At 70.3% G+C, this 23936-nt stretch carries 21 protein-coding genes and 2 pseudogenes; 13 read left to right on the top strand and 10 right to left on the bottom strand.

Annotated features, from left to right (window positions below; all coding sequences use genetic code 11):
• Positions 1-3: 3 nt before the first annotated feature.
• The gene (locus EV193_RS04610; protein WP_130342639.1) at positions 4-897 is read left to right on the top strand and encodes a poly(ethylene terephthalate) hydrolase family protein; all 894 of its coding nucleotides are present in this window, start codon (positions 4-6) and stop codon (positions 895-897) included.
• Here the strand turns inward: EV193_RS04610 and EV193_RS33125 are convergent.
• Positions 890-1066, bottom strand: coding sequence for a hypothetical protein (locus tag EV193_RS33125; RefSeq protein WP_165401222.1), 177 nt, complete (start codon positions 1064-1066; stop codon positions 890-892). The genes EV193_RS04610 and EV193_RS33125 overlap by 8 nt on opposite strands.
• A gap of 276 nt (positions 1067-1342) precedes the next feature.
• Between EV193_RS33125 and EV193_RS04605 the strand changes: the two genes are divergently transcribed.
• The 11 genes and pseudogenes from EV193_RS04605 (at position 1343) to EV193_RS04560 (ending at position 10391) form a co-directional block, all read left to right on the top strand.
• On the top strand, positions 1343-2395 hold the full coding sequence (locus EV193_RS04605; protein WP_130342638.1) for an ISAzo13-like element transposase-related protein: 1053 nt from the start codon (positions 1343-1345) through the stop codon (positions 2393-2395).
• Positions 2396-2586: 191 nt separating this feature from the next.
• Positions 2587-3633, top strand: coding sequence for a dienelactone hydrolase family protein (locus tag EV193_RS04600; protein ID WP_130342637.1), 1047 nt, complete (start codon positions 2587-2589; stop codon positions 3631-3633).
• A gap of 12 nt (positions 3634-3645) precedes the next feature.
• Positions 3646-4296: a class F sortase gene (locus EV193_RS04595; protein WP_341273137.1), complete on the top strand. Its 651-nt coding sequence runs from the start codon at positions 3646-3648 to the stop codon at positions 4294-4296.
• A 150-nt stretch (positions 4297-4446) separates the two neighbouring features.
• Positions 4447-5286 carry a poly(ethylene terephthalate) hydrolase family protein gene (locus EV193_RS04590; RefSeq protein ID WP_130342636.1) on the top strand — a complete coding sequence of 280 codons (840 nt, stop codon included), beginning with the start codon at positions 4447-4449 and terminating at the stop codon, positions 5284-5286.
• 3 nt (positions 5287-5289) lie between these two features.
• Positions 5290-5410, top strand: a pseudogene (locus EV193_RS33945) (poly(ethylene terephthalate) hydrolase family protein); the annotation flags it as partial.
• Positions 5411-5437: 27 nt separating this feature from the next.
• Entirely contained in the window at positions 5438-5812 is a 375-nt protein-coding gene (locus EV193_RS04580; protein ID WP_242613133.1) for a DUF2306 domain-containing protein, read from the top strand.
• 106 nt (positions 5813-5918) lie between these two features.
• A complete protein-coding gene (locus EV193_RS04575; RefSeq protein WP_165401221.1) occupies positions 5919-7514 on the top strand; it encodes a rhamnogalacturonidase in 1596 nt (531 codons plus the stop codon).
• Between the two features lie 170 nt (positions 7515-7684).
• Positions 7685-8068 carry a hypothetical protein gene (locus tag EV193_RS33120; RefSeq protein WP_165401220.1) on the top strand — a complete coding sequence of 128 codons (384 nt, stop codon included), beginning with the start codon at positions 7685-7687 and terminating at the stop codon, positions 8066-8068.
• A complete protein-coding gene (locus EV193_RS04570) occupies positions 8065-9189 on the top strand; it encodes a sensor histidine kinase (protein WP_165401219.1) in 1125 nt (374 codons plus the stop codon). Before EV193_RS33120 ends, EV193_RS04570 begins: the two co-directional genes overlap by 4 nt.
• Positions 9186-9791, top strand: coding sequence for a response regulator transcription factor (locus tag EV193_RS04565; protein WP_130342634.1), 606 nt, complete (start codon positions 9186-9188; stop codon positions 9789-9791). Before EV193_RS04570 ends, EV193_RS04565 begins: the two co-directional genes overlap by 4 nt.
• Positions 9792-9809: 18 nt before the next feature.
• Positions 9810-10391, top strand: coding sequence for a GNAT family N-acetyltransferase (locus tag EV193_RS04560; RefSeq protein ID WP_130342633.1), 582 nt, complete (start codon positions 9810-9812; stop codon positions 10389-10391).
• Here EV193_RS04560 and EV193_RS04555 read toward each other — a convergent pair.
• Positions 10357-11901, bottom strand: a complete 1545-nt coding sequence (locus EV193_RS04555; protein WP_130342632.1) for an MFS transporter — start codon at positions 11899-11901, stop codon at positions 10357-10359. The two genes, EV193_RS04560 and EV193_RS04555, sit on opposite strands and share 35 nt — an antisense overlap.
• Before the next feature lie 151 nt (positions 11902-12052).
• Here EV193_RS04555 and EV193_RS33665 point away from each other — a divergent pair, with 151 nt between their 5' ends.
• Entirely contained in the window at positions 12053-12382 is a 330-nt protein-coding gene (locus tag EV193_RS33665) for a hypothetical protein (RefSeq protein ID WP_207222523.1), read from the top strand.
• A 231-nt stretch (positions 12383-12613) separates the two neighbouring features.
• On the opposite strand, the pseudogene EV193_RS34695 reads toward EV193_RS33665, so the two are convergent.
• From EV193_RS34695 to EV193_RS04515, 8 genes and pseudogenes are all read right to left on the bottom strand, one after another.
• Positions 12614-13789, bottom strand: a pseudogene (locus EV193_RS34695) (MFS transporter); the annotation flags it as partial.
• 74 nt (positions 13790-13863) lie between these two features.
• Complete coding sequence (locus EV193_RS04545) at positions 13864-15270, bottom strand: ABC transporter ATP-binding protein (protein WP_130342630.1); 1407 nt, start codon at positions 15268-15270, stop codon at positions 13864-13866.
• Complete coding sequence (locus EV193_RS04540; RefSeq protein ID WP_130342629.1) at positions 15267-16055, bottom strand: ABC transporter permease; 789 nt, start codon at positions 16053-16055, stop codon at positions 15267-15269. Before EV193_RS04540 ends, EV193_RS04545 begins: the two co-directional genes overlap by 4 nt.
• Entirely contained in the window at positions 16052-17005 is a 954-nt protein-coding gene (locus tag EV193_RS04535; protein WP_130342628.1) for an ABC transporter permease, read from the bottom strand. The genes EV193_RS04540 and EV193_RS04535 overlap by 4 nt, the downstream gene beginning before the upstream one ends.
• The gene (locus EV193_RS04530) at positions 17002-18522 is read right to left on the bottom strand and encodes an ABC transporter substrate-binding protein (RefSeq protein ID WP_130342627.1); all 1521 of its coding nucleotides are present in this window, start codon (positions 18520-18522) and stop codon (positions 17002-17004) included. Before EV193_RS04530 ends, EV193_RS04535 begins: the two co-directional genes overlap by 4 nt.
• Positions 18522-20339 carry an AMP-binding protein gene (locus EV193_RS04525; protein WP_130342626.1) on the bottom strand — a complete coding sequence of 606 codons (1818 nt, stop codon included), beginning with the start codon at positions 20337-20339 and terminating at the stop codon, positions 18522-18524. The genes EV193_RS04530 and EV193_RS04525 overlap by 1 nt, the downstream gene beginning before the upstream one ends.
• Positions 20336-22066: an ABC transporter ATP-binding protein gene (locus tag EV193_RS04520; protein WP_130342625.1), complete on the bottom strand. Its 1731-nt coding sequence runs from the start codon at positions 22064-22066 to the stop codon at positions 20336-20338. Before EV193_RS04520 ends, EV193_RS04525 begins: the two co-directional genes overlap by 4 nt.
• Positions 22063-23874 (bottom strand): ABC transporter ATP-binding protein, encoded by a 1812-nt coding sequence (locus tag EV193_RS04515; protein ID WP_242613132.1) that lies wholly within the window; start codon positions 23872-23874, stop codon positions 22063-22065. Before EV193_RS04515 ends, EV193_RS04520 begins: the two co-directional genes overlap by 4 nt.
• Between the last annotated feature and the right edge of the window lie 62 nt (positions 23875-23936).

Raw genomic sequence — 23936 nt, 5'->3', positions numbered from 1 at the left:
GCGATGAGGCGTAGGCCACGGATCGTCGTGGGAATTCTGAGTGTGTTGACGTTGATTCTCGCGACGATAGCGGGAATTGCCGGAGCGAGTTTCGCCACGGCGGCACCGGACACGGTCGTCGGCAATCCGTTCGCTCGCGGTCCGGATCCGACGAAGGAGAGCATCGAGGCGGAGCGCGGCCCGTTCGCGGTTGCCACCGAGAAGGTGCCCGGCGGAAAGGGATTCGGCGGCGGCACGATTCATTATCCGACCGACACGAGCCAGGGCACCTTCGGCGCGATCGCCGTCGCGCCCGGCTTCACCGAGTCGGAATCGGCGATCGCCTGGTACGGCCCGCGGCTCGCCTCGCAGGGCTTCGTCGTCATCACGATCTCCACCAACGGCCTGTGGGACCTGCCGGCGAGCAGGGCCGATCAGCTGCTCGCGGCGCTGCGCCACGTGACCGACGCGAGTCAGATCAAAAGCAGGGTCGACCGCGACAGGCTGGCCGTCATGGGTCATTCGATGGGCGGCGGCGGCTCACTGATCGCGGCACGCAATAATCCCGCACTGAAGGCGACGATTCCGCTGACCGGCTGGAATCCCAACACGAGCTTCTCGGACCTGAAGGTCCCGACCTTCGTCGTCAGCGCACAGAACGATTTCATCGCCCCGGACGGATCCCATTCCCGCCCGTTCTACCAGAGCTTGCCCGCTTCATTGAACAAGGCGTACATGCGGCTGGCCGGCGTCGGTCACATGGCACCGGTCAACCCGAACGTCACGATCGCGAAGTACAGCATCTCCTGGCTGAAGCGGTTCGTCGACAACGACACCAGGTACAGCCAGTTCCTGTGCCCGCTGCCGACGGGCGATCCGAAGATCGCGGCCTACGAGGGAACCTGCCCCCTCAGCTGACCGGGGCATGATCATGTGAGCGCGCACCTGATGGCGGCCGACGGCCGCCATCAGGTGCTGTCGCGTCGGCGGCACCGTCGCCTCCACGCAGCTCCTCCACGACGTCGTCGAAGATCGGCGTCGCGTCGATGAGGTCCGACGTGTCGATCTCGTACGCGTCCCACTTCATCCGGGTCCTCCACCCACGTCACTCGCGATCCGGGAATGAGAAATCCGGAACCGGCACACAATGCCGGTTCCGGATACGTCTCAGCATACGTCATTCGCCCGATGCCCGGAGTGGCGACACGCGGACAAGATGAGTTCTCCATCATGAGACGAGAGGACTCGAAGCATGCGCAGCCGGTCTCACCCGAACTCCTGTAAATAAATTAAGTAAACTCCAGTTTCCGGGTTTTGATCACCATCGTGATAGTGCTGAGCCGTGCGTTCAGATGAGGCATTGGTGGCGAAGTTCGCCGCCTTATGGCCACATCTGGATGAACGACAGCGCCGCTTGGTAATGGGTGCCGAAGCTCGTGCTCTCGGCCGCGGTGGAATCAGGACGGTCGCACGGGCGACGGGAACCAGCGCGGTGGTCGTGTCGCGCGGTATGGCCGAGTTGGACGCGGGTGAACGGCCGCTGGGGCGTGTGCGGCGACCCGGGGCCGGTCGGAAGCCGGCGACCGTCAAGGACCCTGACCTCGGGCCCGCGCTGCTGTTGCTCATGTCCTCGGGTCCGGACGGTCCGCTGCGCTGGACGACGAAGACCCTGCGGCAGTTGGCGCACGCGCTGACCGACGCCGGGCACGCCGTGTCGGCGCCGACGGTGGCCAAGCTGTTGCGGGCGGAAGGGTTCAGCCCGCGGAGCAAGGCCAGGACGGTCACGAGCGGAGCGCGCGACGACGGTGATGCCCAGTTTCGGCACATCAACGATCAGGCTGGCGATCACCTGCGCCGGGGTGACCCCGTCATCAGCATTCAGATCCACAGGAAGGCGCAGGTGGGAGAGGGTCCAGAGCACGTGAACGACCGTCAGGGTGCTGCCCGGGGCGCCGTGGACCCGGATCAGCAGGTGGCGGTCTTCGCGGTCGCGACGCTCCGGACGTGGTGGTGCGCGTTCGGCGCCTCCGCCCATCCTCAGGCGCAGCGGCTGCTGATCGGTATGCAGGCCGCCGCCGTCGGCGACCAGGCCCGACGGTGGCAGGTGGAGTTGTCGAAGCTCGCTCGGGAGACCTCCCTGGCGGTGACGGTCTGCCACCTCCCTGCCGGCGTCAGCAAGTGGACTGCCACGCAGACCCTCGTGTCGGCCGGCGTCGAGGTCCGCTCGCACGACCCGGCGAGCCGGTACGACATCACCGTCGCCGCCGTGCTCTCCGGCAACGAAGCCGACCGGCCGCCAATGACCGACAGCTCTCCTGTCGATGAGCAGTTGTTGACGGATTCCGTGGAAGGCATCATTCGGCGCCACGAGTTCCGTGGCGACTGGAATTACACGCTCGTTCCGTGGTCACTCTGACGGTGCCTATTTATTTTCAGTTCTCTGACAAATGCACACGATGGGGTGATGCGTCCCCGCGGCGGGGGAGTTGGCGCTTGCCTGCCGCATCAAGTCTCCATACCGTTCGGTCCTCCCTTGCGAAATTACAGTCACCATGGAGTCCTTTCGTGAAAGCAAAGCCTGTGCGTGCCGGCGTGCTCGCGGCGTCAATGGCCGCGTCGATCAGCCTGCTCAGTCCCGCGACGGCGGCGGCACAACCGAATTGCCCGCCCCCACCGTGCTCGGAAACCACCCTGCGCGGACCCGACCCCACCGAGGCGAGCATCGGCGCCGAGACCGGGACCTTCAATACAACGACGATCGACGTGCCGAAGGGCACCATCCAAGGCATGGGCGGAGCCACCATCTTCGCCCCGACCGGCACCGGTAACTGCAAATACGGCGCGGTCATCATCCAGTCCGGCATGAAGCTCGACCGCGACCGGCTCGCCTGGTACGGCCCCCGCGTCGCGTCCCAAGGTTTCGTGGTGATGACCATGGACGCGAACAGCGAGAACGAGCTGCCCGCCGCCCGCGCCCGGCTCTACCCCCTGGCGATCGATTACCTGACCAAGTCCAGCCAGGTCAAAGACACCGTGGACGCGAATCGGCTAGCCGTGTCGGGCTGGTCCTTCGGCGGCGGCGCGGCGCTCGACTATTCCCGGCAGAACTCCAAGCTGAAGGCGTCGATCCCACTCACCCCGTGGGAACTCCCGACCTCCCGGTACGACACCGTGCAAACGCCGACACTGATCTTCGGCGCTGAAAGCGACGATCAAGCTCCGGCGAACACGATGCCGTATCCGTTCTACCGGAGCCTGCCGGCCAACCGCCCGAAGGCGTACCTGGAGCTCAAGGGCGCCGAGCACGACGTGGTCGCCACGCCGAACCCCGACACCGCCGCGAAGACCACAATCGCCAAGACCTACATCTCCTGGCTGAAGCGGTTCGTCGACAGCGACGGCCGCTACGACCAATTCCTCTGGCCGCGAGCCGATACCGAGGGCAAGATCGCGCGCTACGAGTTCGTCAAACAGCTGGCCCCGCCGGCACCGCCGAACCAGTGCCCCAGCCCCTCACCCACACCGACGCGGCCGCCGACATCGACGCCGCCGTCCAGCTCGCGCCCACCGGCGCCAGCACCCGGGGGCGGTCAGGTCGGCATCGTGCCCATCGGCGCACCAGAGACCGGCGACCGCGGCCTCACCGAGCACTGAGCGGGAGAAGACGTGGTGACGGTGCACAACACGGCACCGCAGGCGCGGCAGGGCGATCGACGGTCGACGGCGGCCGCCCTGCCGCTCGTCCTGCTCCTGCTGTTCTCACTGATCGCATGCGGTTCGGACGACACCAGCCCGCACGACGCGGGAACGAGTCAAGCCGCCCCGGGAGAGACAACCCAGCCGGGATCAGCACACACGACGCTGCCCCGGTCGGACCCGGCCTGGATCGACGTTCCCAGCATCGGCGCGCACTCGTCGCTCGTGCCCACCGGGGTCAACGCGGACCGGACGATCGAAGTCCCGCCGGTCACCCAACCGATGCAAGCCAGCTGGTACAAGCACAGCCCGACACCCGGTGAGATCGGACCGTCGATCATCCTCGGACACGTCAACGGCAACGGACAGAACGGCGTCTTCTGGCGCCTGCACGAGATGAAGCCCGGTGCCGAGGTCCACATCGGCCGGCAGGACCACTCGGTCGCCACGTTCGTCGTCGACCGAGTCGAACAAATACCGAAGAAGCACTTCCCGACCGACAAGGTGTACGGAAGCACCGCGAGCCCGCAAGTGCGGCTGATCACCTGCGGTGGCGAATACGACAAGACCGCGCGCAGCTACCGAGACAACTGGATCGTCTACGGCACACTCAAACACTGACGGTCCGCCGTGCGGCGGAACGTGGATCACGGGGTTCACGCGCGCTGACCGCGTCGCCTCTGCGTCCCCGCTACGTCATTTTCCCGATTCCTCCAGCGTGACCGTCGGGCATGATCGACGTTCGCCCGGTCGACATGGAGGTCGTATCCGATGCAGTCCCGTCGTCTGTTTCTGGCAGTCGTGATCGCGGTGGGGGTGGGCGCCTCGATACCCGCCTACGGTGCCGACCAGGACGGCGCGGTCAGCGCGACCGGCACGGACTGGGACGCACCGGGCCCGTTCCCGATCACCGTGCAGGCCGGGTTCGCCCACACCGTCTACCGGCCGGCGACGCTGGGCGCGGACGGCCGGCGTCATCCGGTGATCGTCTGGGGCAACGGCACCGGAGCGACCCCGCTCGCCTACGACAACCTGTTGCGGCACTGGGCCACGCACGGATTCGTGGTCGCCGCCGCCAACACAACGATGGCCAACAGCGGCCAGGCGATGGTGGACGGCGCGCGATGGTTGCTCCAGGAGAACGACCGGCCCGGCAGCGTGTACCACGGGAAGATCGACCCGGCCGAGATCGGATCGGTCGGGCACTCCCAAGGTGGTGCCGGGGCGATCAACGCGGGCGCCGACCCGATCGTCGGCACGACGATCGCACTGCAGCCCGGGCCGCGTGCGGCACCGGAGAAGCTGCGCGGGCCGGCGTTGTTCCTCGCCGGTGAGAAGGACGGGATCGTCGACCCGGTCAAAATGGTTCTGCCACTGTACGAACGGGCCCCGCAGGTGCCCGGCGTCTACGCCGTGCTCACCGGGGCCGGCCATTTCGAGCCGGTCGGCGACGGCGGTAGGTACCGCGGTGTCATGACCGCCTGGTTCTACTACCAGCTGAACAACGATCCGCGGGCGGCGAACGAGTTCACCGGCCCGTCCTGCGGCCTGTGCGCCGACCCCGCCTGGCTCGACGTCCGCCGTCGCGGACTGACCGCCGCGATCGGCTGACGAACGAACGTCACGATCGCGAAGTACGGCATCTCCTGGCTGAAACGATTTGTCGACGACGACACCAGGTACGGCACAGTTCCTGTGCCCGCTGCCGACAGGTGATCCGAAGATCGCCGTCTAGGTGCGTGTCGCCTACGTCGAGGAGCGTATGCGGGAAGCCTCCCGCGACACGACGACGGCGGACGTGATCGCCTCCGAGAATCGTGCGACCGCATCGGTGTCGGAGGGAGGTCATGAGCAGCCACGTCACGGCGTCCACATCTTCACCGCCCTCACCGCCGGCCCGGTCGCCCTTCTGTCCGGCCGCCTCATCACCCAGATCGGCCTGACCATCCCCGCCGTCCTCTGGCTCGTCACCGGCACCCTCGCCTACCGAGCAGCCCGCCGCCACGACTACGCCCACCACCAGAACCGGATGACGCGCAACTACGCGCTCACCTTGCTCGCCGTCACCTCCCGCATCCTTGCCCGGATCCCTTCACCGCCAGCGCCGGCTCCGTCGGCGACAGCGCCGCATCCATGATCCCCATCGGCCAGGCCCTCGGCTGGATCGTCAACCTCATCGCGGCGGAAACCCTCATGAGACGCCGCCAATCGCGCTCCGCCGGGAGCCAGGAAAGGAAGAAACCGTGGCCAAGTCGATAAGCCGTCGCCACATCGTCGCGATGGGCGCGGCCGGAGTGGCCGGAGTGGCCGGCGCCGCGCTGGTGCCGGGAACCGCCGCCGGGGCGGCCTCCTCGACCCCGACGGGCGACTCCAGCCGGGTATTCGACGTGACGCGGTTCGGCGCCAAGGGTGACGGTGTGACGATCGACTCCGACGCCGTCAACCGCGCGATCGACGAGGCGGCCGAGGCCCGGCCGCACTCCGCCGGCGGACCGGGCGGCACCGTCTACTTCCCGGCCGGCAGGTACGCCTGCTATTCGATCCGCCTGAAGAGCAACGTCGCCCTCCACCTCGCGCAGGGCGCCACGCTGCTCGCCGCCAAGCCCGCCGGCGGAAAGGGATACGACCCGCCCGAGCCGGGAACGGACAATCCGTACCAGGATTTCGCGCACAGCCACTGGCACAACAGCCTGATCTGGGGCGAGGGCCTTACCGGCGTCACCATTTTCGGCCCGGGTGTGATCGACGGGAAGGGATTGGTCGGCGGGCGCGGGGAAAACGATCCGGGAGCCGGCAACAAGGCGATCGCGCTGAAGCTCTGTCGCAATGTCACGATCCGCGACATCACGCTCCTCAACGGCGGCAGCCTGGCGATCCTGCCGACCGGTGTGGACAACCTGCGGATCGACAACCTGGTCATCGACACCTACTCGGACGGGATCAACCTCGACTGCTGCCGCAACGTCCGGATCGCGAACACCACCGTCAACACACCGAACGCCGACTCGATCGTGCTCAAGAGCTCGTACGCGCTGGGCGAGGCCCGCGCCACCGAGAACGTGACCATCGACAACTGCATGGTCAGTGGCTACGACCTCGGCACCCTGTACGACGGCACGTTCAAGACCGAGGCGTCGCACGAGCGGGTCGGACGGATCAAGTTCGGCACCGAGTCCAACGGCGGGTTCAAGAACATCGCCATCTCGAACGTGATCTTCGAGCGCTGCCACGGGCTGGCGCTGCAGACCGTCGACGGCGGGCTGCTGGAGGACGTGACGATCAGCAACCTCACCATGCGCCACGTACGGATGCCGATCTTCCTGCGGCTGGGCTCGCGGATGCGCGGGCCGGCCGGCGCCCAGATCGGCAGGCTGCGCCGGGTCAGCATCAGTGACGTGATCGTGCACGACGCCGACCCGCGCTACCCGTCGACGATCGCCGGAATCCCCGGCCACCCCGTCGAGGACATCCGGATCAGCAACGTCCGGCACAGCCTGGCCGGCGGTCTCACGCCGGGGGACGTCAACCAGAATCCCCCCGAGGAGGAAGGCACCTATCCCGAGACGGACATGTTCGGGTCCCTGCCCGCCTACGGCTTGTTCATTCGGCACGCCACCGGCATCACGCTCGACAACGTCGAAGTCAGGTTCGAGAAACACGACACCCGCCCCGCGTACGCGTTGCGGGACGTGGCCGACGCCGACTTCCACCACAACCGGGCCGACAAGGTCCAGGGGACGCCGACCTTCGTCCTGGACGATGTCGACGACTTCATCGTCACCACCAGTCGCCCGGTCCCCGACACCCGTATCGACCACACCGGCCACCAGGAACTGTGACGCCGCTCCGCGCTGATCAGGTCCATTGCCCCAGGACGTCACGCCGAGGGTGATCACGCGTGGCTCGTGCGCACGGTGTCGTTGTCACGGTTCGACCATGACGAAGTGCATGGCGACACTGCGCGCCACGAACCCGAATATCGACTCATCAGACCAGAAGGAGGACGGCAATGAGTCGATTCACGTGGGCATTCGCGCGGCACTACGTCGAGATGCTGCTCGCCATGGGCGTGGGAATGGTGGTGCTCTACCCGTTGTGGCAGATGGCCGTGCACGACGCCGGCCCGGAGCTCGACAGTCTGGCGATGGCGACCACCATGTCGATCACGATGGCGCTGTGGATGCGCTTCCGGGGGCACGGTGGGCGGCCCATTCTCGAAATGACGCTGGCCATGTACGCCGGCTTCGTGGTGCTGTTTCCCTTCCTGTGGTCGGGAATCATCGACGCGGGTGGTCTCACGATCGTGGGGCACGTGCTGATGTTGGTGTTCATGTTCCTGTGCATGGCCGCCCGACCGGACGAGTACGCCTGGCACGGAAAGGAGCACGCGTGAACCCTGTGCGCACGCCGAGGCTCGTCGTGCTGCTCATCCTGTGGAGCAACCTGGGGTGGGCGCTGGGCCTGCCGTGGCGCCTGACGAACCCGCCGACGACGCCGGGTGACGTGCTGCTCGCGGTCGTGCTGGTCCTCGGCGGCGCGCTCCTGGCCGCGGTGGCCTGGGCGGCGGTCACCCCGACGGTCCGGTACCGCACCCGGGCGAATCTCCTGCTCGGCGCGATCGCCGTCGCGGCGGCGGCGTGGCTGCCGTGCTACGCGTGGGCGAGCGCTGGCCAGGAGCCGTGGGCCTGGTTCGCGGCGGCGGTCCTGGGCGGCGCTCCGCTCGTCGTCTCCTGGCGAGCGAGCGTCGCCGCCGGGGTGGGCCTGTGCGCGGCGGCGATCGGCGGCGCGCTCTGGAGCGGCCAGTCGGTCGGCCAGAACCTGATGTTCCTGCTCGGCAGTGGCGCCGTGTTCATGCTCATCGGGCAGACCTCCGTGTGGCTGCTCCGGTTGCTCGTGGCGGCCGAGGTCGCTCGTGCCTCGGAGGCCGAGGTCGCGATGACGCAGGAGCGACTTCGAGTCGCCCGCGATCTGCACGACGTGCTCGGCCACCGGCTGGGCGTCATCGCGCTCAAGGCGGAACTCGCGGCGGAACTGGCCGGGTCGGACTCCGTGAAGGCGCGCGAGGAGAACGTCGCGATCCAAAGCCTGGCGCGGGAAACCGTGCGGGAGGCGCGGGCAGCGCTGCGCGGCGACACGGCCGACGATCTCCGCGAACAACTGCGCTCCGCCTCGCTGGTGCTGTCCTCCGCCGGGGTCGACATCGAGGTCACTGGTGCCGTGGACCCCGAGGCGCCGGCGGTGTCCTCGGTGTTCGCCGCGGTGGTGCGGGAAGCGGTGACCAACATCCTTCGGCACGCCGACGCCGACACCGTGAAAATCGCGCTCTCCGGGGAGCCCGAGCATCCGATACTGGTGATCGTGAACGACGGTGCGACAGGCCAGGAACCCGAATCGACGCCCGGCCGTGGCCTGCCGGGACTGGCCGAGCGGTGCGCCGCGGCCGGTGTGCGCCTGCGGTGGGGGCACCTGGCCGGCAACCTGTTCGAGTTGCGGGCGGAGCGTCCCTCGGCATGATCCGGATCCTGCTCGCCGAGGACGAGGAACTCATCCGGCACGCCCTCGTCGCGCTGCTGGAGCGCGAGTCCGACCTGGAGGTGGTCGCGGCCGCGGAGGACGGGCGACAGGCCGTCGACCAGGCCAGACAGCACCGGCCGGACGTGGCGGTGGTTGACCTGCAGTTGCCGGCACTGGACGGCTTCGGGGTGATCGAGGAACTGGCCCGCGTGCTGCCGTCCTGCCCGGTGATCATCCTGACCGGGCACGGCAAACCGCTGATCCTGCGTCGCGCGCTGCGCTCGGGGGCGCGCGGGTTCCTGGCGAAGGGCGGCCCCGGCAGCGCGCTGGCCGACGTGGTCCGCCGGGTGCACAACGGTCAGCGCTACGTCGATCCGGTACTGGCCGCCGACGCCCTCACCGCCCCGCCGTCGCCGCTGACCGCGCGCGAGACGGAGGTGCTGGCCACCGCGGGGGCGAACCGGCCGATCCGGGAGGTCGCGCGGGAGCTGTACCTGTCGCCCGGCACGGTCCGCAACTACCTCGCCGCGATCACACAGAAGCTCGAGGTCGAGACCCGGGCGCAGGCGCACCGGAAGGCGCTGGACGAGGGCTGGGTCTAGAACGAAGGGGAACGTGCCGTGAAGGCCAACAGAATCGAGGACGGCGAGGGACTGTTGCTGCGCGAGCCGTCGCCGGCCGACGCGCCTGGAGTGCTTGCGGTGCACGGTGATCCTCGGGTCTATGTGCACGATCCGCACGAGACGCACGCCGATCTCGGGGACGCGGATCGGTTTCTGCGCCCGATTCTGCGGCACTGGCGAGAGCACGGGTTCGGCTACTGGACGGTGCTCGTGCCGCGCGCTTGGTGGGAGGCCGGCACGCCCGGTCCCGGCGACGGGGACGGCGAGCGGGTGAACGGCGGCATGGGCGGCGTGCAGCGCTACACCCTGGAGGACGAGCTAGTGCTGAACGTGTACTACCGGTTCGCTCCGGCCATCCAGGGGCGCGGGCTCGCCGGGCGGGTCCTGCGGGCCGCGATGACGATCGCGCCGGAGATCGCCCCGGGTACCGATCTCGTCGTGCGCACCCGTCCGGCCAACACCGCGGCCCGCCGTGTCGCCGAGCGTGCCGGGTTCCAGGATCTCGGCCTGGAACCCGGCACGACCGACATGCGGCTGCTTCGCGTCAGTGGGCGGCGACCAGCTCCGGCTCCGGGGTGACAGGCGTCTTGGCCGGGCCCTTGCGCAGGATCGCCATGCCGACCAGCGCGAAGGTGATCACGATCGCCGCGCCGATGCCGGCCACGGTGTGCAGGCCGCCGGTGAACGCGTCCTTGGCGGAGGCCAGCAGCGGTGCCGCCAGATCGTGGTGCAGACCGCCGGCCACGTGCGCCGCGCCGGCCATGCTGTCGCCGGCCACGGCCGCCGCGTCGGCGGGGACACCGACCGGGACGGTCAGCTCGTCGCGGTAGACGGCGGTGCCGACACTGCCGAACAACGCGATCCCCATCGCGATGCCGAACTCGGCGCCGGTCTCGGACATCGCGGACGCCGCACCCGCCCTGGCCGGCGGGACCGAGCTGATCACCATCTCGGTGCACAGCACGCCCTGCGGGCCCATGCCGAACGCGGCGATCGACATGCCGATCACCACCAGCACGACGCCGTTGCCGTTGTCGGCCTGCGTGAACAGCAGCAATCCGCCCGCCGCGATCAGCATTCCGAAGCCCAGCACGAACTCCGGCCGGTATCGGACGGCGAGCTTCGGCGCGATGTGCGAGCCGAGGACCACGGCCAGCGCCTGCGGCACCAGCACCAGGCCCGCCTCGCTGGTCGGCAGCCCGCCGACCAGCTGCAGGTACTGGCTGACCAGCAGGAACACCCCGCCCATGGTGAGCGCGCCGACCAGGATGATGCACAGCGCCGTGGTGAACCGGCGGTTGGCGAACAGACGCAGGTCCAGCATCGGGTCGGTCAACCGCCGCTGCCGGCGCACGAAGGTGACTCCGGCGGACAGGCCGACCAGCAGGGCAAGCACGGTCACCGTCGACGGGCCGTCCTTCGCGATCTCCTTCAGCGCGAACACCACGGGCAGGATCGTGACCAGGGACAGCACGACGCTGACCGGGTCCAGCCGACCGGCCTGCTCGTCACGGTGCTCCGGCAGCAGCTTCGGCGCGGTGATCAGCAGCAGCACCATCACCGGCACGGCCAGCAGGAAGACCGCGCCCCACCAGAACGTCTCCAGCAGCACGCCACCGACGACCGGGCCGATCACCATGCCGCCCATGAAGCAGCTCATCCACACGGCGATCGCGGTGCCGCGCTGTTTCGGCTGCTGGAACATGGTGCTGATCAGGGCCAGCGTCGACGGCATCAGCGTGGCACCCGCGACGCCGAGCAGTGCCCGTGCGCCGATCAGCATGGCCGGGCTGGCCGCGAACGCCGCCACGACCGACGCCACCCCGAACGCCGCTCCGCCGATCATCAGCAGCTTGCGCCGGCCGATCCGGTCGCCGAGCGTGCCCATCGTGACCAGGAAGCCGGCGATCATGAAGCCGTAGACGTCGATGATCCACAGCAGTTCGGTGCTGGTCGGTCGCAGATCGGCGGCCAGGTGCGGCACCGCGAGGTGCAGCACGCTCATGTCCAGGGACAGCAGCAGCGTCGGCAGCGCCAGTACGGCCAGCCCGATCCACTCGCGCCGCCCTGCGGTGTTGTCCGTGTTCATGACCCTGTCTCCTCGTGGTCGGTGCTCTGGTGTCACCACCGCGTCGAACGGAGTCGGGCCGGTTCGACAACTCGTCGCGAAAAGTTCGCCAGGATTGCGGCATGCCCGACGAGCCGGACCCGCCGTACCTGTGGTTCATGAGCTGGTCCCGGTGTGGCACGAGCTGAGGTTGACCAGCGAGGACACCATCGCCGTCCACGACGACGGGCGGCTGTGGGCCGTGGTGGACCTGCGCGACGGGGTGACCGAGAATTCGTGGGTCGCGGCGAGGGTGGTGCACCCGAGCAACACGGTGGCCGACCTGGCCGTGGGCTGGCTGCGGGCCGAGTTGGAACGGCCGATCGTGTACCGGGAGTGGCGCCGCCACGGGACGGCGATCGCCTACAACTGGACGGCCGAGGACACCGGCTGGACGATCTACCAGTTCGAGACGCCGCCGCGCCGCGGGACGCCCGAGGTGGTCCGGCGCGTGCGGCCGTGAGCGATCACCCGGTGCGTCGGACGGGCGGATCGCCGTCGCGGCGAGGGCGGCGGCGAGCAGCGACACCACGGTGATCGCGATCGCGATGGCGGACAGGCCGGAGACGTAGGCGGTTCGGGCCGCGTCCACCACGTGCGCCGGGATGCGGTCGAACTGGCCGGCGGCGACGGCGGTGCGGACCGTGTCGCTCTGATCGGACAGCGTGTCGGCGACCCGCCAGGTGAGGAGCACGCCGAACACGGCCACGCCGACGGAGGTGCCGAGCGGGAAGAAGCTGTTGGCCATCCCGGATGCCATGCCGGCTCGTTCGGGCGGCACCACGCTGACGGCGATTCCCATCAGCGGCGGGAAGATCAGACCAGCGCCGAGCCCGATCAGCATCAGGGTGGGCAGCATCGTGGTCCAGCCGTCGCCCGCGTCGACGAGCAGCAGGCCGGCACCACCGGCGGCGGTGACCAGGAAGCCGACCGTGATGATCCGCCCGGCCGGCCACAGCCGCTGGAACCGCGCCGACATCGGGGCGATCGCCATGATCATCCCGGTCAGCGCGAGCATCTGCAGGCCGGCCTCGGTGGGCGTGGCGCCGAGCGCGCCCTGCAGCCAGAAGATCAGGAACGGCGTCAGCCCGAGCGTGGTGAGCCGGGTGGCGAAGCTCAGCGCCATGCTCGCGGTGAACGACGGGATCCGGAACAGCCGGACGTCGATCAGCGCGTCCGGCCCGCGCCGCCGTTGGGTCACCACGAACGCGATCGACACCAGCGCGCCGACCGCCAGCGGCAGCAGGACGCCGGGCCGGCTCCAGCCGACGTCGGGCCCGGCCAGCACGGCGTAGTTGAGGCTGAACAACGCGATGATCGCCAGCACCGTGCCCACCGGATCGAGTCGCCGGGATCCGTTGCCGCGCAAGGGTTCGCGCAGCACGTGCACCGTGCCGGCGAGGATCAGCGCGCCGATCGGCACGTTGATGAAGAAGATCCACCGCCAGTCGCCGCCGTCCACGATCAGCCCGCCGACGGTCGGCCCGAGCACCGCCGCGGCACCGCCGGCCGAGGTGAAGATCCCGATCGCCTGATCGCGCCCGCGGCCCTCGGTGACACCGGCGATCAGCGCCACAGCCGTGGACATCACCACCGCGCCACCCGCGCCCTGGATCGCGCGGGACACGATCAGCCAGGTCGCGTTCGGCGCGATGCCGCAGGCCACCGACGCCAGCGTGAACACCGCGACGCCGATGCCGAAGATCGTGCGCCGGCCGAGCCGGTCGGATACCGAGCCGGCCGGCAGCAGCAGTGCGGCGAACGCCAGCGTGTACGCGTTGATCGTCCACTGGGTGCTGTTCAGCGACGTGCCGAACTCGCGGCCGATCTCGGGCAGCGCGATCGCCACGACGTTGATGTCCAGCGTCATGAGGATCGCGGCCATGCTGGTGAGTGCCACCGTCCAGCGGCGGATCGTGGGGCTGGCCTGTGTCGTGTCGTGAGTCATGTTCTCGCCGTCGTCCCAGTGGTTGTCGCAGTTGGCGTGGTGGGAGGGACCAGCGCGCCGTCGTCCAGCACGAGCAGCCGGTGCGCGTACTTGGCGGCGATCCGCGGGTCGTGCGTGATCAGCAGGACGGACAGCCCCAGCCGGGCGCGCAGATCGGCCAGCGCGTCGAGCACGCCGGTGGCCACCTCGCCGTCCAGCGCGGAGGTGATCTCGTCGCACACCAGCACGCTCGGCCGCACGGCCAGTGCGCGCACCAGGTTGATCCGCTGCCGCTCGCCGCCGGACAGTTCGCCGGGCAGCCGGGTTCGGTAGCGGCCGTCCAGGCCGACCATGTCCAGCAGTTCGTCGATCTCGCCGGAGACGTCGTGCGCGCCGCGCAGCCGCAACGGCCGGGCCAGCGCGGCCTCCACCCGCTCGGCCGGGTTGAGCGCGTCGGCCGAGTTCTGCGCGACGAGCGCGATCGCTTTCCGTTGCGCGGCCGACCTTTTCCGGCCGAGCGGCTCGCCGTCCAGGATCAGCTCTCCCGCGGACACCCGGTGCAGGCCGACCAGGCAGCGCGCCAGCGTGGTCTTGCCGGAGCCGGACGGGCCGACCACCGCGGTGCACTCGCCGGCCGGCAGGCGCAGCGACACCGCGTCCAGTACCCGGTGCCGCCCGTGGTGCGCGGACAGACCGGTGACCGTCAGCCGATCGTCCGTGGCGGTGCTGACCGGGGGAGACGGCGGCGGCGACGGCGGGTCGAGGATCTCGGCGGGCGGACCGTCGGCGGTGATCTCGCCGCCGCTCATTCGCACCACCCGGTCGGCCAGCGCGCGCACCAGCTCCTGGTCGTGGCTGACCACCAGTGCCGCGATTCCGTTGCGCCGCACCGTGTTCCGCAACAACTCGCGCACCTCCACGGCGAGCGCGACGTCCAGCCCGCTGGTCGGCTCGTCGAGCACGAGCAGCCTCGGTTCGCGGGCGAGCACCATGGCCAGCGCCACTCGCTGCGCCTGTCCGCCGGAGATCTGACCGGGGTACCGGCGCGGGAACGCGCGATCCGTGGGCAGGCCGAGCTGGTCGAGCAGGTCCGCGCCGCCACCCGCCTCGCGCAGTTGTGATCCGATCCGGCGCGTGGGGTGCAGCGCGGACGCCGGGTCCTGGCCGAGGTAGCCGACCAGCCGCCCGCGCACCGCGCGCCTGCCGTCCGTGGTGAACGGGTCGTGCCCGTGCACCCGCACCTCGCCGGCGGTGCGCGTCAACCCCGGCCGCAGGTGCCCGAGCAGGCTCAGCGCGACCGTGGTCTTGCCCGAGCCGGACCGGCCGATCAGTCCGACCACCTCGCCGTCGTGCACGGTCAAGTCCACAGTGGACACAACCTGCGAGCCGGCGCCGATCGTCAGCCCGCGGATCTCGGCGGTCATCGCGCGCCTCCCGCGAGCCGGTCGGCGACCGTGTCGGCCAGCAGGTTGATCGACACGGTGAACAGCACGAGAAGCAGAGCCGGCACCAGAAACGGCCACACCGCAAGGGATGCGCCGTCGATGTTCTCGGCGACCATCCGCCCCCAGTTCGCGGCGGGCGCCGGCCGGCCGAGGCCGAGGAACCCGGCGGTCGCGGTGAGGCTGACCGCGGTGACGAACCGCAGGCCCGCCTCGGCGAGCACGGTTCGCGCGATCCCGGGCAGCACGTCGTGCCGCAACACCTGCCACCGGCTGTCGCCGCGGGCCAGCGCCACCTCGACGTACCCGGCGTGCGCCAGTCGCCGGGTCGCCGCGCGCGTCACCCTGGTCGAGATCGGTGTGGTGATCAGCGCGACGGCCAGCAGCACCACGCCGTCGTTGCCCGGCATCCCGGTCGCCAGCAACAGCAACAACAGCAGCGGCGGCAACACGAGCAGCATGTCGATCACCCGCATGGCGATCTCGGACACGCGGTGCCGCGCCATGCCCAGCGCGACGCCGAGCAGCACGCCGAGCGCGGTGGCCAGCGCCGTGGCGCCGAGCGCGAGCCCGACCACGGTCCAGCCGCCGTGCAGCACCCGGTCCAGCACATCGCGGCCGAGTCCGTCCGTCCCAAGTGGACGGTCGGCCGACGGTGGCGCGTACGGCCCGTCGACCTGCTTGTCCGGCGGCCCGGCGAACAACGGGCCGGCGAATGCCAGCAACACGATCGCGACACTGAGCGATCCGGCGATACGGCCGATCATCGGCGCACCCCGTCCAGCGCACGGCCGACCAGATCACCGGCGAGTACCGCGATCAGGGTCACCGCGCCGAGCGTGAGCGCGATCCCTTGCACCACAGGCACATCCCGCGACGCGACCGCGTTCTGCAGCTCGTTGCCGATGCCCGGGTAGTCGAACAGCGTCTCCACCACGACCGCGCCGCCGACCACCGTGCCGAAGCCGACCGCGATCAGCTGGACGGCGGGCCCGAGCACCGCCGGCATCACGTGCCGCAGCACCAGTGCCGGTCCGCGCACCCCGGCGAGCCGGGCCGACTCCACGTACGGCGAGGTCGCCACGTCCGCGGCTCGGGCGCGCACCAGCCGGATCACCGCGCCGAGCGAGACGATCAGCAAACTGAGCGCGGGCAGCACCAGGATCTCCGGCGTGTCGAGCACCGAACCGCCGATCGACGCCATGGACACCGGCGGGAACAGGTGCAGCCACACCGCGAACACCGCCAGCAGAAGACCCGCGATCAGGAACTCGGGCACGCCCAGCACGGCCAGCGTGCCGAACGAGATCACCCGGTCGATCAGCCGGCCGCGCCGCCCGCCGACCGAGCCCAACCCGGCCGCCGTGCCGAGCAGCACGGCCAGCGGGATCAGCGGCAGGTACACGGCGGCGGCGAGCAGCAGGCTGTTGCCGAGCCGGTCGCCGACGATCTCCGCGACCGGGCGCCGGCCGGTCAGGCTGGTGCCGAGATCGCCACCGAACGCCGAGCCGACCCAGTCGACGTAACGCTCGATCGCCGGCCGGTCCAACCCGAGCCGCTCGGCGACCAGCGCGCGCTGCACCGGATCGGCCTGCGGGCCGGCGACTCGGGACACCGCGTCACCGGGCAGCAGCTCGGTCGCCGCGAAGATCACCACGGACAGCACCAGCAGCGTGCCGACGATGCCCAACGTCCGAGTGATCAGCAGTCGGGTCACCGCAGCGACGCCTCGGCGAAGCTGGGCAGCCGGCCGCCCCGCACCCCGCGCAGCCCGCGCACGTGCCCGTTGAGCACCGGCTTGAACACCGGCAGCAGCACGTTGTTGTCCTCCCACAGCGTGCGGTGCACCGCCTCGCTGGCCTGCTTGCGCGCCGGCCCGGACAGTTCGCGCGCGGCGGCGACCCGCTGGTCCACGTCCGGCCGCGACCAGCCGAGCGCGAACGTGTTGCCGGCCGCGCCGACCGTCTCGTAGTAGTGCAGCGGCGGAATCGGCGTGCTGTACGTGGCCGCCATCTGGAACCGGCCGTACGCGGCGTAGTCGGCGTACAGCCCGCCGGGCGGGCGCTCGTCCAGGGTCACCTTCAGGCCGACCTCGGACAGTTGCGCGGCGATCTGGGTGCACATCGGCACCAAGCCGGGCGTCTCCGGCGCGGTGGTGAGTGTGACCGTGACACCGGTGGCGCCCGCCTCGCGCAGCAGCAGCCGCGCCCGCTCCGGGTCGTGCTCGCGTTGCGGCACGGTGGTCGCCGAGTCCGGGTACCCGGGCGCGAACAGGTCGTTGCCGAGCACGCCCCGGCCGAGCAGCGCGGTGTCCAGGATCGCCTGGCGGTTGATGGCCAGCTTGCACGCCAGGCGCACCCGCGGATCGTGGAACGGCGGGCGGGACATGTTCAGCAGCACGCCGAGTCCGGTGACGTCCGGCGGCGCGGACTGCTGCACGTCGAACCGCCCGTCGCCCTGCACGGTGCGCGCCTGTGCCGGGGCGAGGTCGTGCGCGTAGTCGACCTGTCCGCCGCGCAGCGCGTTGGCCCGCGCGTCCTCGGCGGCGATGGACCGCAGCTCGATCGCGTCCAGGTGCACGGTGCCGGGGTAGGAATCGTTGCGGCGCAACACGGTTCCCCGGCCGGCTTCGAAGGTGTCCACTCGGAACGGTCCGCACGACGGCGTGGCCGGGGTGAACTCGCGGGTGCCGTCCTTGAAGATCAGCACGTACGGCTGGCACAGCATCAGCCGCACGTCGGACACCCGGCGCTTGGCGGGCAGCACCAGCGTCAGGTCGTCGATGATCCGCGCCTTGGCAAGATCGAGATCGGTGGCGTACCGGCTGTAGGCCGTCTGCGCGTTGGCCGTGATGAAGTTCAGCGAGTACAACACGTCCCGCGCGGTCAGCTTGCTGCCGTCGGTGAAACGCCGGTCGGGCCGCACGCGCAAGGTGTAGCCGGAGTTGTCCGGCGCGGACTCGATCGCGGACAGCACGTCGTAGCGCACGCCGTCCTCGGCGGTCGGGTCGACCCGGCCGAGCGTGCCGTGCACGGCCAGCGCGCGCACGAAGTCCAGGGTGGTGGCGCCGGCGAACGGGTTCAGCGTCTCGGCCGCGCCGCTGCCCACGAGTGCGGCGCGCAGTGTGCCGCCGGCGCCCTGGCCCGCGGACTGGCCGCACGCGCCGATCAGGGGTGTCGCGACCGCCAGCGCGACACCGCCGCGCAGAAAGGTCCGCCTGCTTGTTCCGTCCACTACAGCTCCTTGGTCAACTTTTCGGCGAACGACACGAACTCCTCGAGCCCACGGCTGTCGGCGACCGGCCTGCCGGTGAGGAGTCGCTTGACCGGCACTTCGCGGCGTTTTCCGTTGGGCGTACGGGGAATCGCGGTGACCGGGACGATCCGGTCGGGTACGTGCCGGGGGGACAACCGCTCGCGCAGGGCGGCGCGGATTCTTTTACTTCCGTCAGCGAGAGCAGTGCTCTCGAACACGACGAAGCACAGGATTTCCCCGTCCTCCGAGGGATCCGGCCCGCCGGAGGTGTCCACCACGAGCGCGTCGGCGACCTCGGGCAGCGACTCCAGCACCGCGTAGAACTCGGCGGTGCCCATGCGGATCCCGCCCCGGTTGAGCGTCGCGTCGGCCCGCCCGCTGATCACGCACGAGCCGCGCGGGGTGAACCGAATCCAGTCGCCGTGCCGCCACACGCCGGGGAACTCGTCGAAGTACGCGGCGCGCAGTTTCGCGCCGTCCGGGTCGTCCCAGAAGTACAGCGGCATGGACGGCATCGGCGCGGTCAGCACCAGTTCGCCGGAGTACTCGGCGGCGGGTGTGCCGAGCGTGCGGCAGGAGATCTCGCCGCGCCACACCGGAACCGTCGGCGCCGCACCGAGGAACGCGGTGCACAGGTCGGTGCCGCCGGAGATCGACGCGGTCTGCACCGACGGGCCCACCGCGTCGGCGATCCAGTCGAAGGCGGCGGGCGCGAGCGGCGCGCCGGTGGAGCCGACGGTGCGCAGCGCGCCGAGGTCGTGATCCTCGCCGGGACGCAGGTCCTCGCTCTCGCACAGGTGCAGGTACGGCGCGGACACCCCGAGGTAGGTGACCCGCTCGCGGGCGGCGATCGCCCACAGCGCGTCGATGTCGGGGTAGGTGGGCGAGCCGTCGTGCAGCACCACGGTCGCGCCCACGAGCAGGCCGGAGACCAGGTAGTTCCACATCATCCAGCCGGTGCCGGTGTGCCACAGGAACCGGTCGCCGTCGCCGAGATCTCCGTGCAGGGCAAGGGCTTTGAGGTGTTCGAGCAGGATCCCGCCGTGCCCGTGCACGATGCCCTTCGGCGGGCCGGTGCTGCCCGATGAGTGCAGTACCCACAGCGGATCGCTGAACTCCACGGGGTCGAATTCGAGTGGTGCGCCCCGGTGCGCGTCGAGCAGATCGTCGTACGCGTCGAGCGTGATCACGTGGTGCGGGCCGGGAAACCCTGGCGCGCCAAGGAGAACCGTGGGGGCGAGTGGTGCGAACCGGTCGGCCACCGCGGCGTCTCCGGCGTCCGGCGAGCAGGCCGACCACACCGCGCCGAGGCTCGCGGCGGCCAGGAAGGTGACCACGGCGGCCGGGGTGTTCGGGCACAGGCCGACCACCCGATCACCCTTGCGCACCCCGAACTCGACCAGCGCCGCCCGCATCGCGGCCACGTCGTTGCGTAACTCGCGATACGTAACAGCCGTTCGGCCGCTCTGGTCGACGGCGATCAACGCGAGCGCGTCGTCGTCCTTGCGCCCGCACAGGCCGGGTGTGAGCGCGTGCTCGGCGTAGTTCACCGTCGCGCCCGGAAACCATTGCGCCCCAGGCATCTCACCGGTCAGCACGGCCGTCGGACGCTCGTGCAGGTGCACACCGAAATACCCGACGATCGCCGACCAGAACGCGGGCAGGTCGGTCACCGACCACTCCCACAGCTCGCCGTACCCGTCGGCGCGCACGCCGTGCGCCTCGCCGACCCAGGTGGCGAACTCGGCCATCCGACCGCCGTCGACCGGCTTCCACAACACCGGCGGCTCGTTCATCGGGCGGCCCCGAGCTGCCACGAGTTGCTCTGGTCGCGGTAGGACCAGAAGCGCGCGTAGTCGCCGCCGCCGGCGAGCAGTTCGGCGTGCGTGCCGCGCTCGGCGATCCGGCCGTCGGACAGCAGCACGATCTCGTCGGCGTGCGCCACCGTGTTCAGGTCGTGCGCGATCACCAGCACGGTGCGGTGGCTGGTCAGCTCGGCGATCGCGTCGGTGACGGCCGAGGAGTTGTGCGCGTCCAACGCGGCGGTCGCCTCGTCCAGCAGCACGATCGGCGCGTCCTTGAGCAGCGCCCGCGCGATCGACACGCGCTGCCGTTCGCCGCCGGACAGCGTCCACCCGCCCTCGCCGACCCGGGTGTTCCAGCCGTCGGGCAGCCGCGCCACGATCTCGTCCACCCGCGCCCGGCGGGCCGCCTCGCGCAGCTCGTCGTCGGTGGCGTCGGCGCGCCCGATCCGCACGTTCTCCTCGATCGTCCCCTCGAACAGGAACACGTCCTGGAACACCAGGGACAGTTGGGACATCAGGGTTTCCGTGGTCATCTCGCGCACGTCCACGCCGCCGATCAGCACGCCGCCGTCCCACGCGTCGTGGAATCGCGCGATCAAGCGAGTGATCGTGGTCTTGCCGGAACCGGACGGGCCGACCAGTGCGGTGAGCCCACCGGGCGGCACCCGCAGGCTCACGCCGTCCAGCACGGGATCGTCGTCGTACCCGAACCGCACGTCACGCAATTCGATCGACGCGTCCTCGGGCACTTGCGGGTTCTCCGGCTGCGGCAGCGGACGCTCGGCGAGCACCTTCTCCACGCGATCGATCGTGTTGCCCGCGATCCGCAGCGTCGCGCCGTCGTCGGCCGCGTGGATCAGCGGCTCCACGAACCGCACCGCCAGCACCAGCAGGCCGAGCAACTCCGGTGTGGCCAGCGTGCCGTCCAGCGCGAGGTACACACCGGCCAGCAGCAGCCACACGAACGCGGCCTGCAGCACCACGATGTACCCGGTGAGCCCGACGCTGCCGGACACGATCTGCGCGCGGCCGGTGTCGTGCTGGCGGCGCAGGCTGTCCTCGAGCAGCTGGCCGCCGTGCTCGCGCTGGCCGAACGCGCGCAGCACCGGCTGGTTGCGCGCGAACTCCACGACCCGCCCGCTGGCCTGCGCGGACGCCGCGTCCACGGTGTGGTCCGTGCGGCTGATCAGGTTGCCGAACAGGCGATACGCAACAGCGACCACCGGCACGGCCAGCGCGCCCGCGAGCGCCATCCGCCAGTCGAACAACAGCATCGCCGCGAACACGGTCAGCGGCACCACGATCGCGTTGATCAGCGGGCGCACCTGCATCGCCGCGACCCGCATGAGCTGCACGACGTTCTGGCTCGCCAGTTGGGAAAGCTCGCCGGTGCGCCGCTCGGTGAACCAGCCGAGCGGCAGCGCCACCACGTGATCGCCGAGCCGGTGGTGCACGATCCGAGCCAGCTGCGCGCCGGCCGAGTAGCCGATCGTCAGGCTGGTGTAGTGCAGGACCGCGTACACGATCGCGGCGATCACCAGGGCGAACAGCCACGGCCACGCGTCGCCCGGCCGCGACTCGAACAGCGCCGTGAGCACCGGCACGGTCAACGCGAACGCGACACCCTGGCTGATCGCGGCCAGCGCCGCGGTGATCAACATCCAGTCGAACGCGGGGCGGTGCTCGTCGTCGTAGAGCCGCCGGAACTTGCCGATCATCGCAGGCCTCCCCGCTTCGCCGAGGCTTCCTGCTGTGCGTGCCACATGCCGGCGTACCGGCCGTCGCGGGCCAGCAGGTCGTCGTGCGTGCCCTGTTCGGCGATGTTTCCGTTGTCCAGCACCACGATCTGGTCGCTGCCGCGGATCGTGGCCAGCCGGTGCGCGATCACCAGCAGCGTGCGCCCGCGCGCCAGCCGGGACAGCGCGCGTTGGATGGCGACCTCCGCCTCCGGGTCGACGAACGCGGTCGCCTCGTCCAGCACCAGTACCGGCGTGTCGGCCAGCAGCGCCCGCGCGATCGACACGCGCTGCGCCTCGCCGCCGGAGAGTTGCACGTCGGTGCCGACCACCGCGTCGTAGCCGCTCGGCAGTTCGCTGATCCGGTCGTGGATCTCGGCGGCCTTCGCGACCGCGACGATCTCGTCCAGGGTGGCGTCCGGGCGGGCCAGCGCGATGTTGTCGCGCACGCTGGTGTTCAGCAGTTGCACGTCCTGGAACACGAAGGACACCGTGCGGTACAACGTGTTCGGGTCGAGATCGCGAAGATCGACTCCGCCGATGGTGACCGCGCCCTCGGTCGGATCCCAGAACCGCGGCAGCATCCGCGCGAGCGTCGACTTGCCCGAGCCGGACGGCCCGACCAGTGCGGTGACCGTGTTCGGGCGCAGCTCCAGGTCGATCCCGCGCAGCGCCTCGGTGCCGCCGTCGTAGGTGAAACGCAGATCGCGGAACTCGACCGTGGTGCCGTCGACCGCGGTGTCGTCGATCGTTCGGGGCTCGGCGGGTTCGGCGAGAGCGGGCGTGCTGAGCACGGTGGTGATCCGCTCGGCGGCCTGCCGGGAGGCGCGCAGCGCGATGATGTTCGTCCCGATCGCCAGCATCGGCGCGCTCAGCCCGAGGCCGAGCAGGGCGAACGGCAGCACGTCGACGGCGGCGAGGGTGCCGGACTCGATCAGGATCGTGCCGGCGATCAGCACCGTGGTCAGCATGACGACCGGCGACAGCAGCAGGTCCGCCGTCGCGCTGATCGCGGTCTTGGCGCGCACCCAGGCGAGGAAGAACGTGGCGAAATCGTCGGCGCTGCGGCGGAATCGCGCGTGCCCGCGTTCGGTGCGGCCGAAGGTCTTGATCACCGTGATGCCGCGGACGAGTTCCACCACGCTGGAGTTGATCTTCGAGAGGGCCTGGTCGAAGGCGATCATCTGCTCGGCGTAGCCGCCCATCGCACGGAAGTAGCACAGCGCGCCGAGGGCCAGCGGGACCAGGCAGATCACCGTCATCCGCCAGTCCACGGCCAGCAGGTAGGCGATCGCGGTGGCCGGCATGACCACGGCGTTCGTCAGGTCGAGCAGGGTGTGCGCGACCAGGTGGTGCAGCGCCTGCACGTCGTCGGCGACGGCCTTCTTCACCGTGCCGGAATTGCTCGCGGTGAACCAGCCGAGCGGGACGGTGCCGAGGTGCGCGGCGAGCCGGCGCCGGGTGATGTGCTGGAAGGTGACGTCGGCCAGGTGGCTCAGGCAGCCGGCGGCGAGCAGCAGCAGGGTCCGCAGCACCAGCGCGCCGGCGGCGATCACCGCGATGGTCCAGACCGCCTGCCGGTCGACCGGCGTGGTCAACAGCACCCGGCCCAGTTCGGCCACGGCGGCGAACGGCACGACGGCCGCGACGCAGCTCACGGCCTGGACGGCGACCGCGACGGCCAGTTGTCCGCGTACGGGCCGCATCAGCTCGCCGAACCCGATCCGGACGGCGGTCCGCGCGGTCGGTCGCTGATCGACGGGTCGCTCGCGCGGTGGTGCTGCGGTCACTGGGCCTCCTGGGTGTCGATGATCGCAGCCTATTGACTTCGAAAATCGTTATCAAGTTCAAT

Origin of the sequence: Herbihabitans rhizosphaerae (assembly GCF_004216555.1) — a bacterium.
Lineage (GTDB): Bacteria > Actinomycetota > Actinomycetes > Mycobacteriales > Pseudonocardiaceae > Herbihabitans > Herbihabitans rhizosphaerae.
The sequence above is the reverse complement of the archived record's forward strand: the minus strand, read 5'-3'. Positions and strand labels throughout refer to the sequence as shown.

Excerpts from the sequence above, each read along its gene's own strand:
- EV193_RS04610 (WP_130342639.1), top strand. The coding sequence starts at position 4 with ATGAGGCGTAGGCCACGGATCGTCGTGGGAATTCTGAGTGTGTTGACG.
- EV193_RS33125 (WP_165401222.1), bottom strand. The coding sequence starts at position 1,066 with ATGAAGTGGGACGCGTACGAGATCGACACGTCGGACCTCATCGACGCG.
- EV193_RS04600 (WP_130342637.1), top strand. The coding sequence starts at position 2,587 with ATGGCCGCGTCGATCAGCCTGCTCAGTCCCGCGACGGCGGCGGCACAA.
- EV193_RS04590 (WP_130342636.1), top strand. The coding sequence starts at position 4,447 with ATGCAGTCCCGTCGTCTGTTTCTGGCAGTCGTGATCGCGGTGGGGGTG.
- EV193_RS04580 (WP_242613133.1), top strand. The coding sequence starts at position 5,438 with ATGCGGGAAGCCTCCCGCGACACGACGACGGCGGACGTGATCGCCTCC.
- EV193_RS33120 (WP_165401220.1), top strand. The coding sequence starts at position 7,685 with ATGAGTCGATTCACGTGGGCATTCGCGCGGCACTACGTCGAGATGCTG.
- EV193_RS04565 (WP_130342634.1), top strand. The coding sequence starts at position 9,186 with ATGATCCGGATCCTGCTCGCCGAGGACGAGGAACTCATCCGGCACGCC.
- EV193_RS04555 (WP_130342632.1), bottom strand. The coding sequence starts at position 11,901 with ATGAACACGGACAACACCGCAGGGCGGCGCGAGTGGATCGGGCTGGCC.
- EV193_RS04545 (WP_130342630.1), bottom strand. The coding sequence starts at position 15,270 with ATGACCGCCGAGATCCGCGGGCTGACGATCGGCGCCGGCTCGCAGGTT.
- EV193_RS04540 (WP_130342629.1), bottom strand. The coding sequence starts at position 16,055 with ATGATCGGCCGTATCGCCGGATCGCTCAGTGTCGCGATCGTGTTGCTG.
- EV193_RS04525 (WP_130342626.1), bottom strand. The coding sequence starts at position 20,339 with ATGAACGAGCCGCCGGTGTTGTGGAAGCCGGTCGACGGCGGTCGGATG.
- EV193_RS04520 (WP_130342625.1), bottom strand. The coding sequence starts at position 22,066 with ATGATCGGCAAGTTCCGGCGGCTCTACGACGACGAGCACCGCCCCGCG.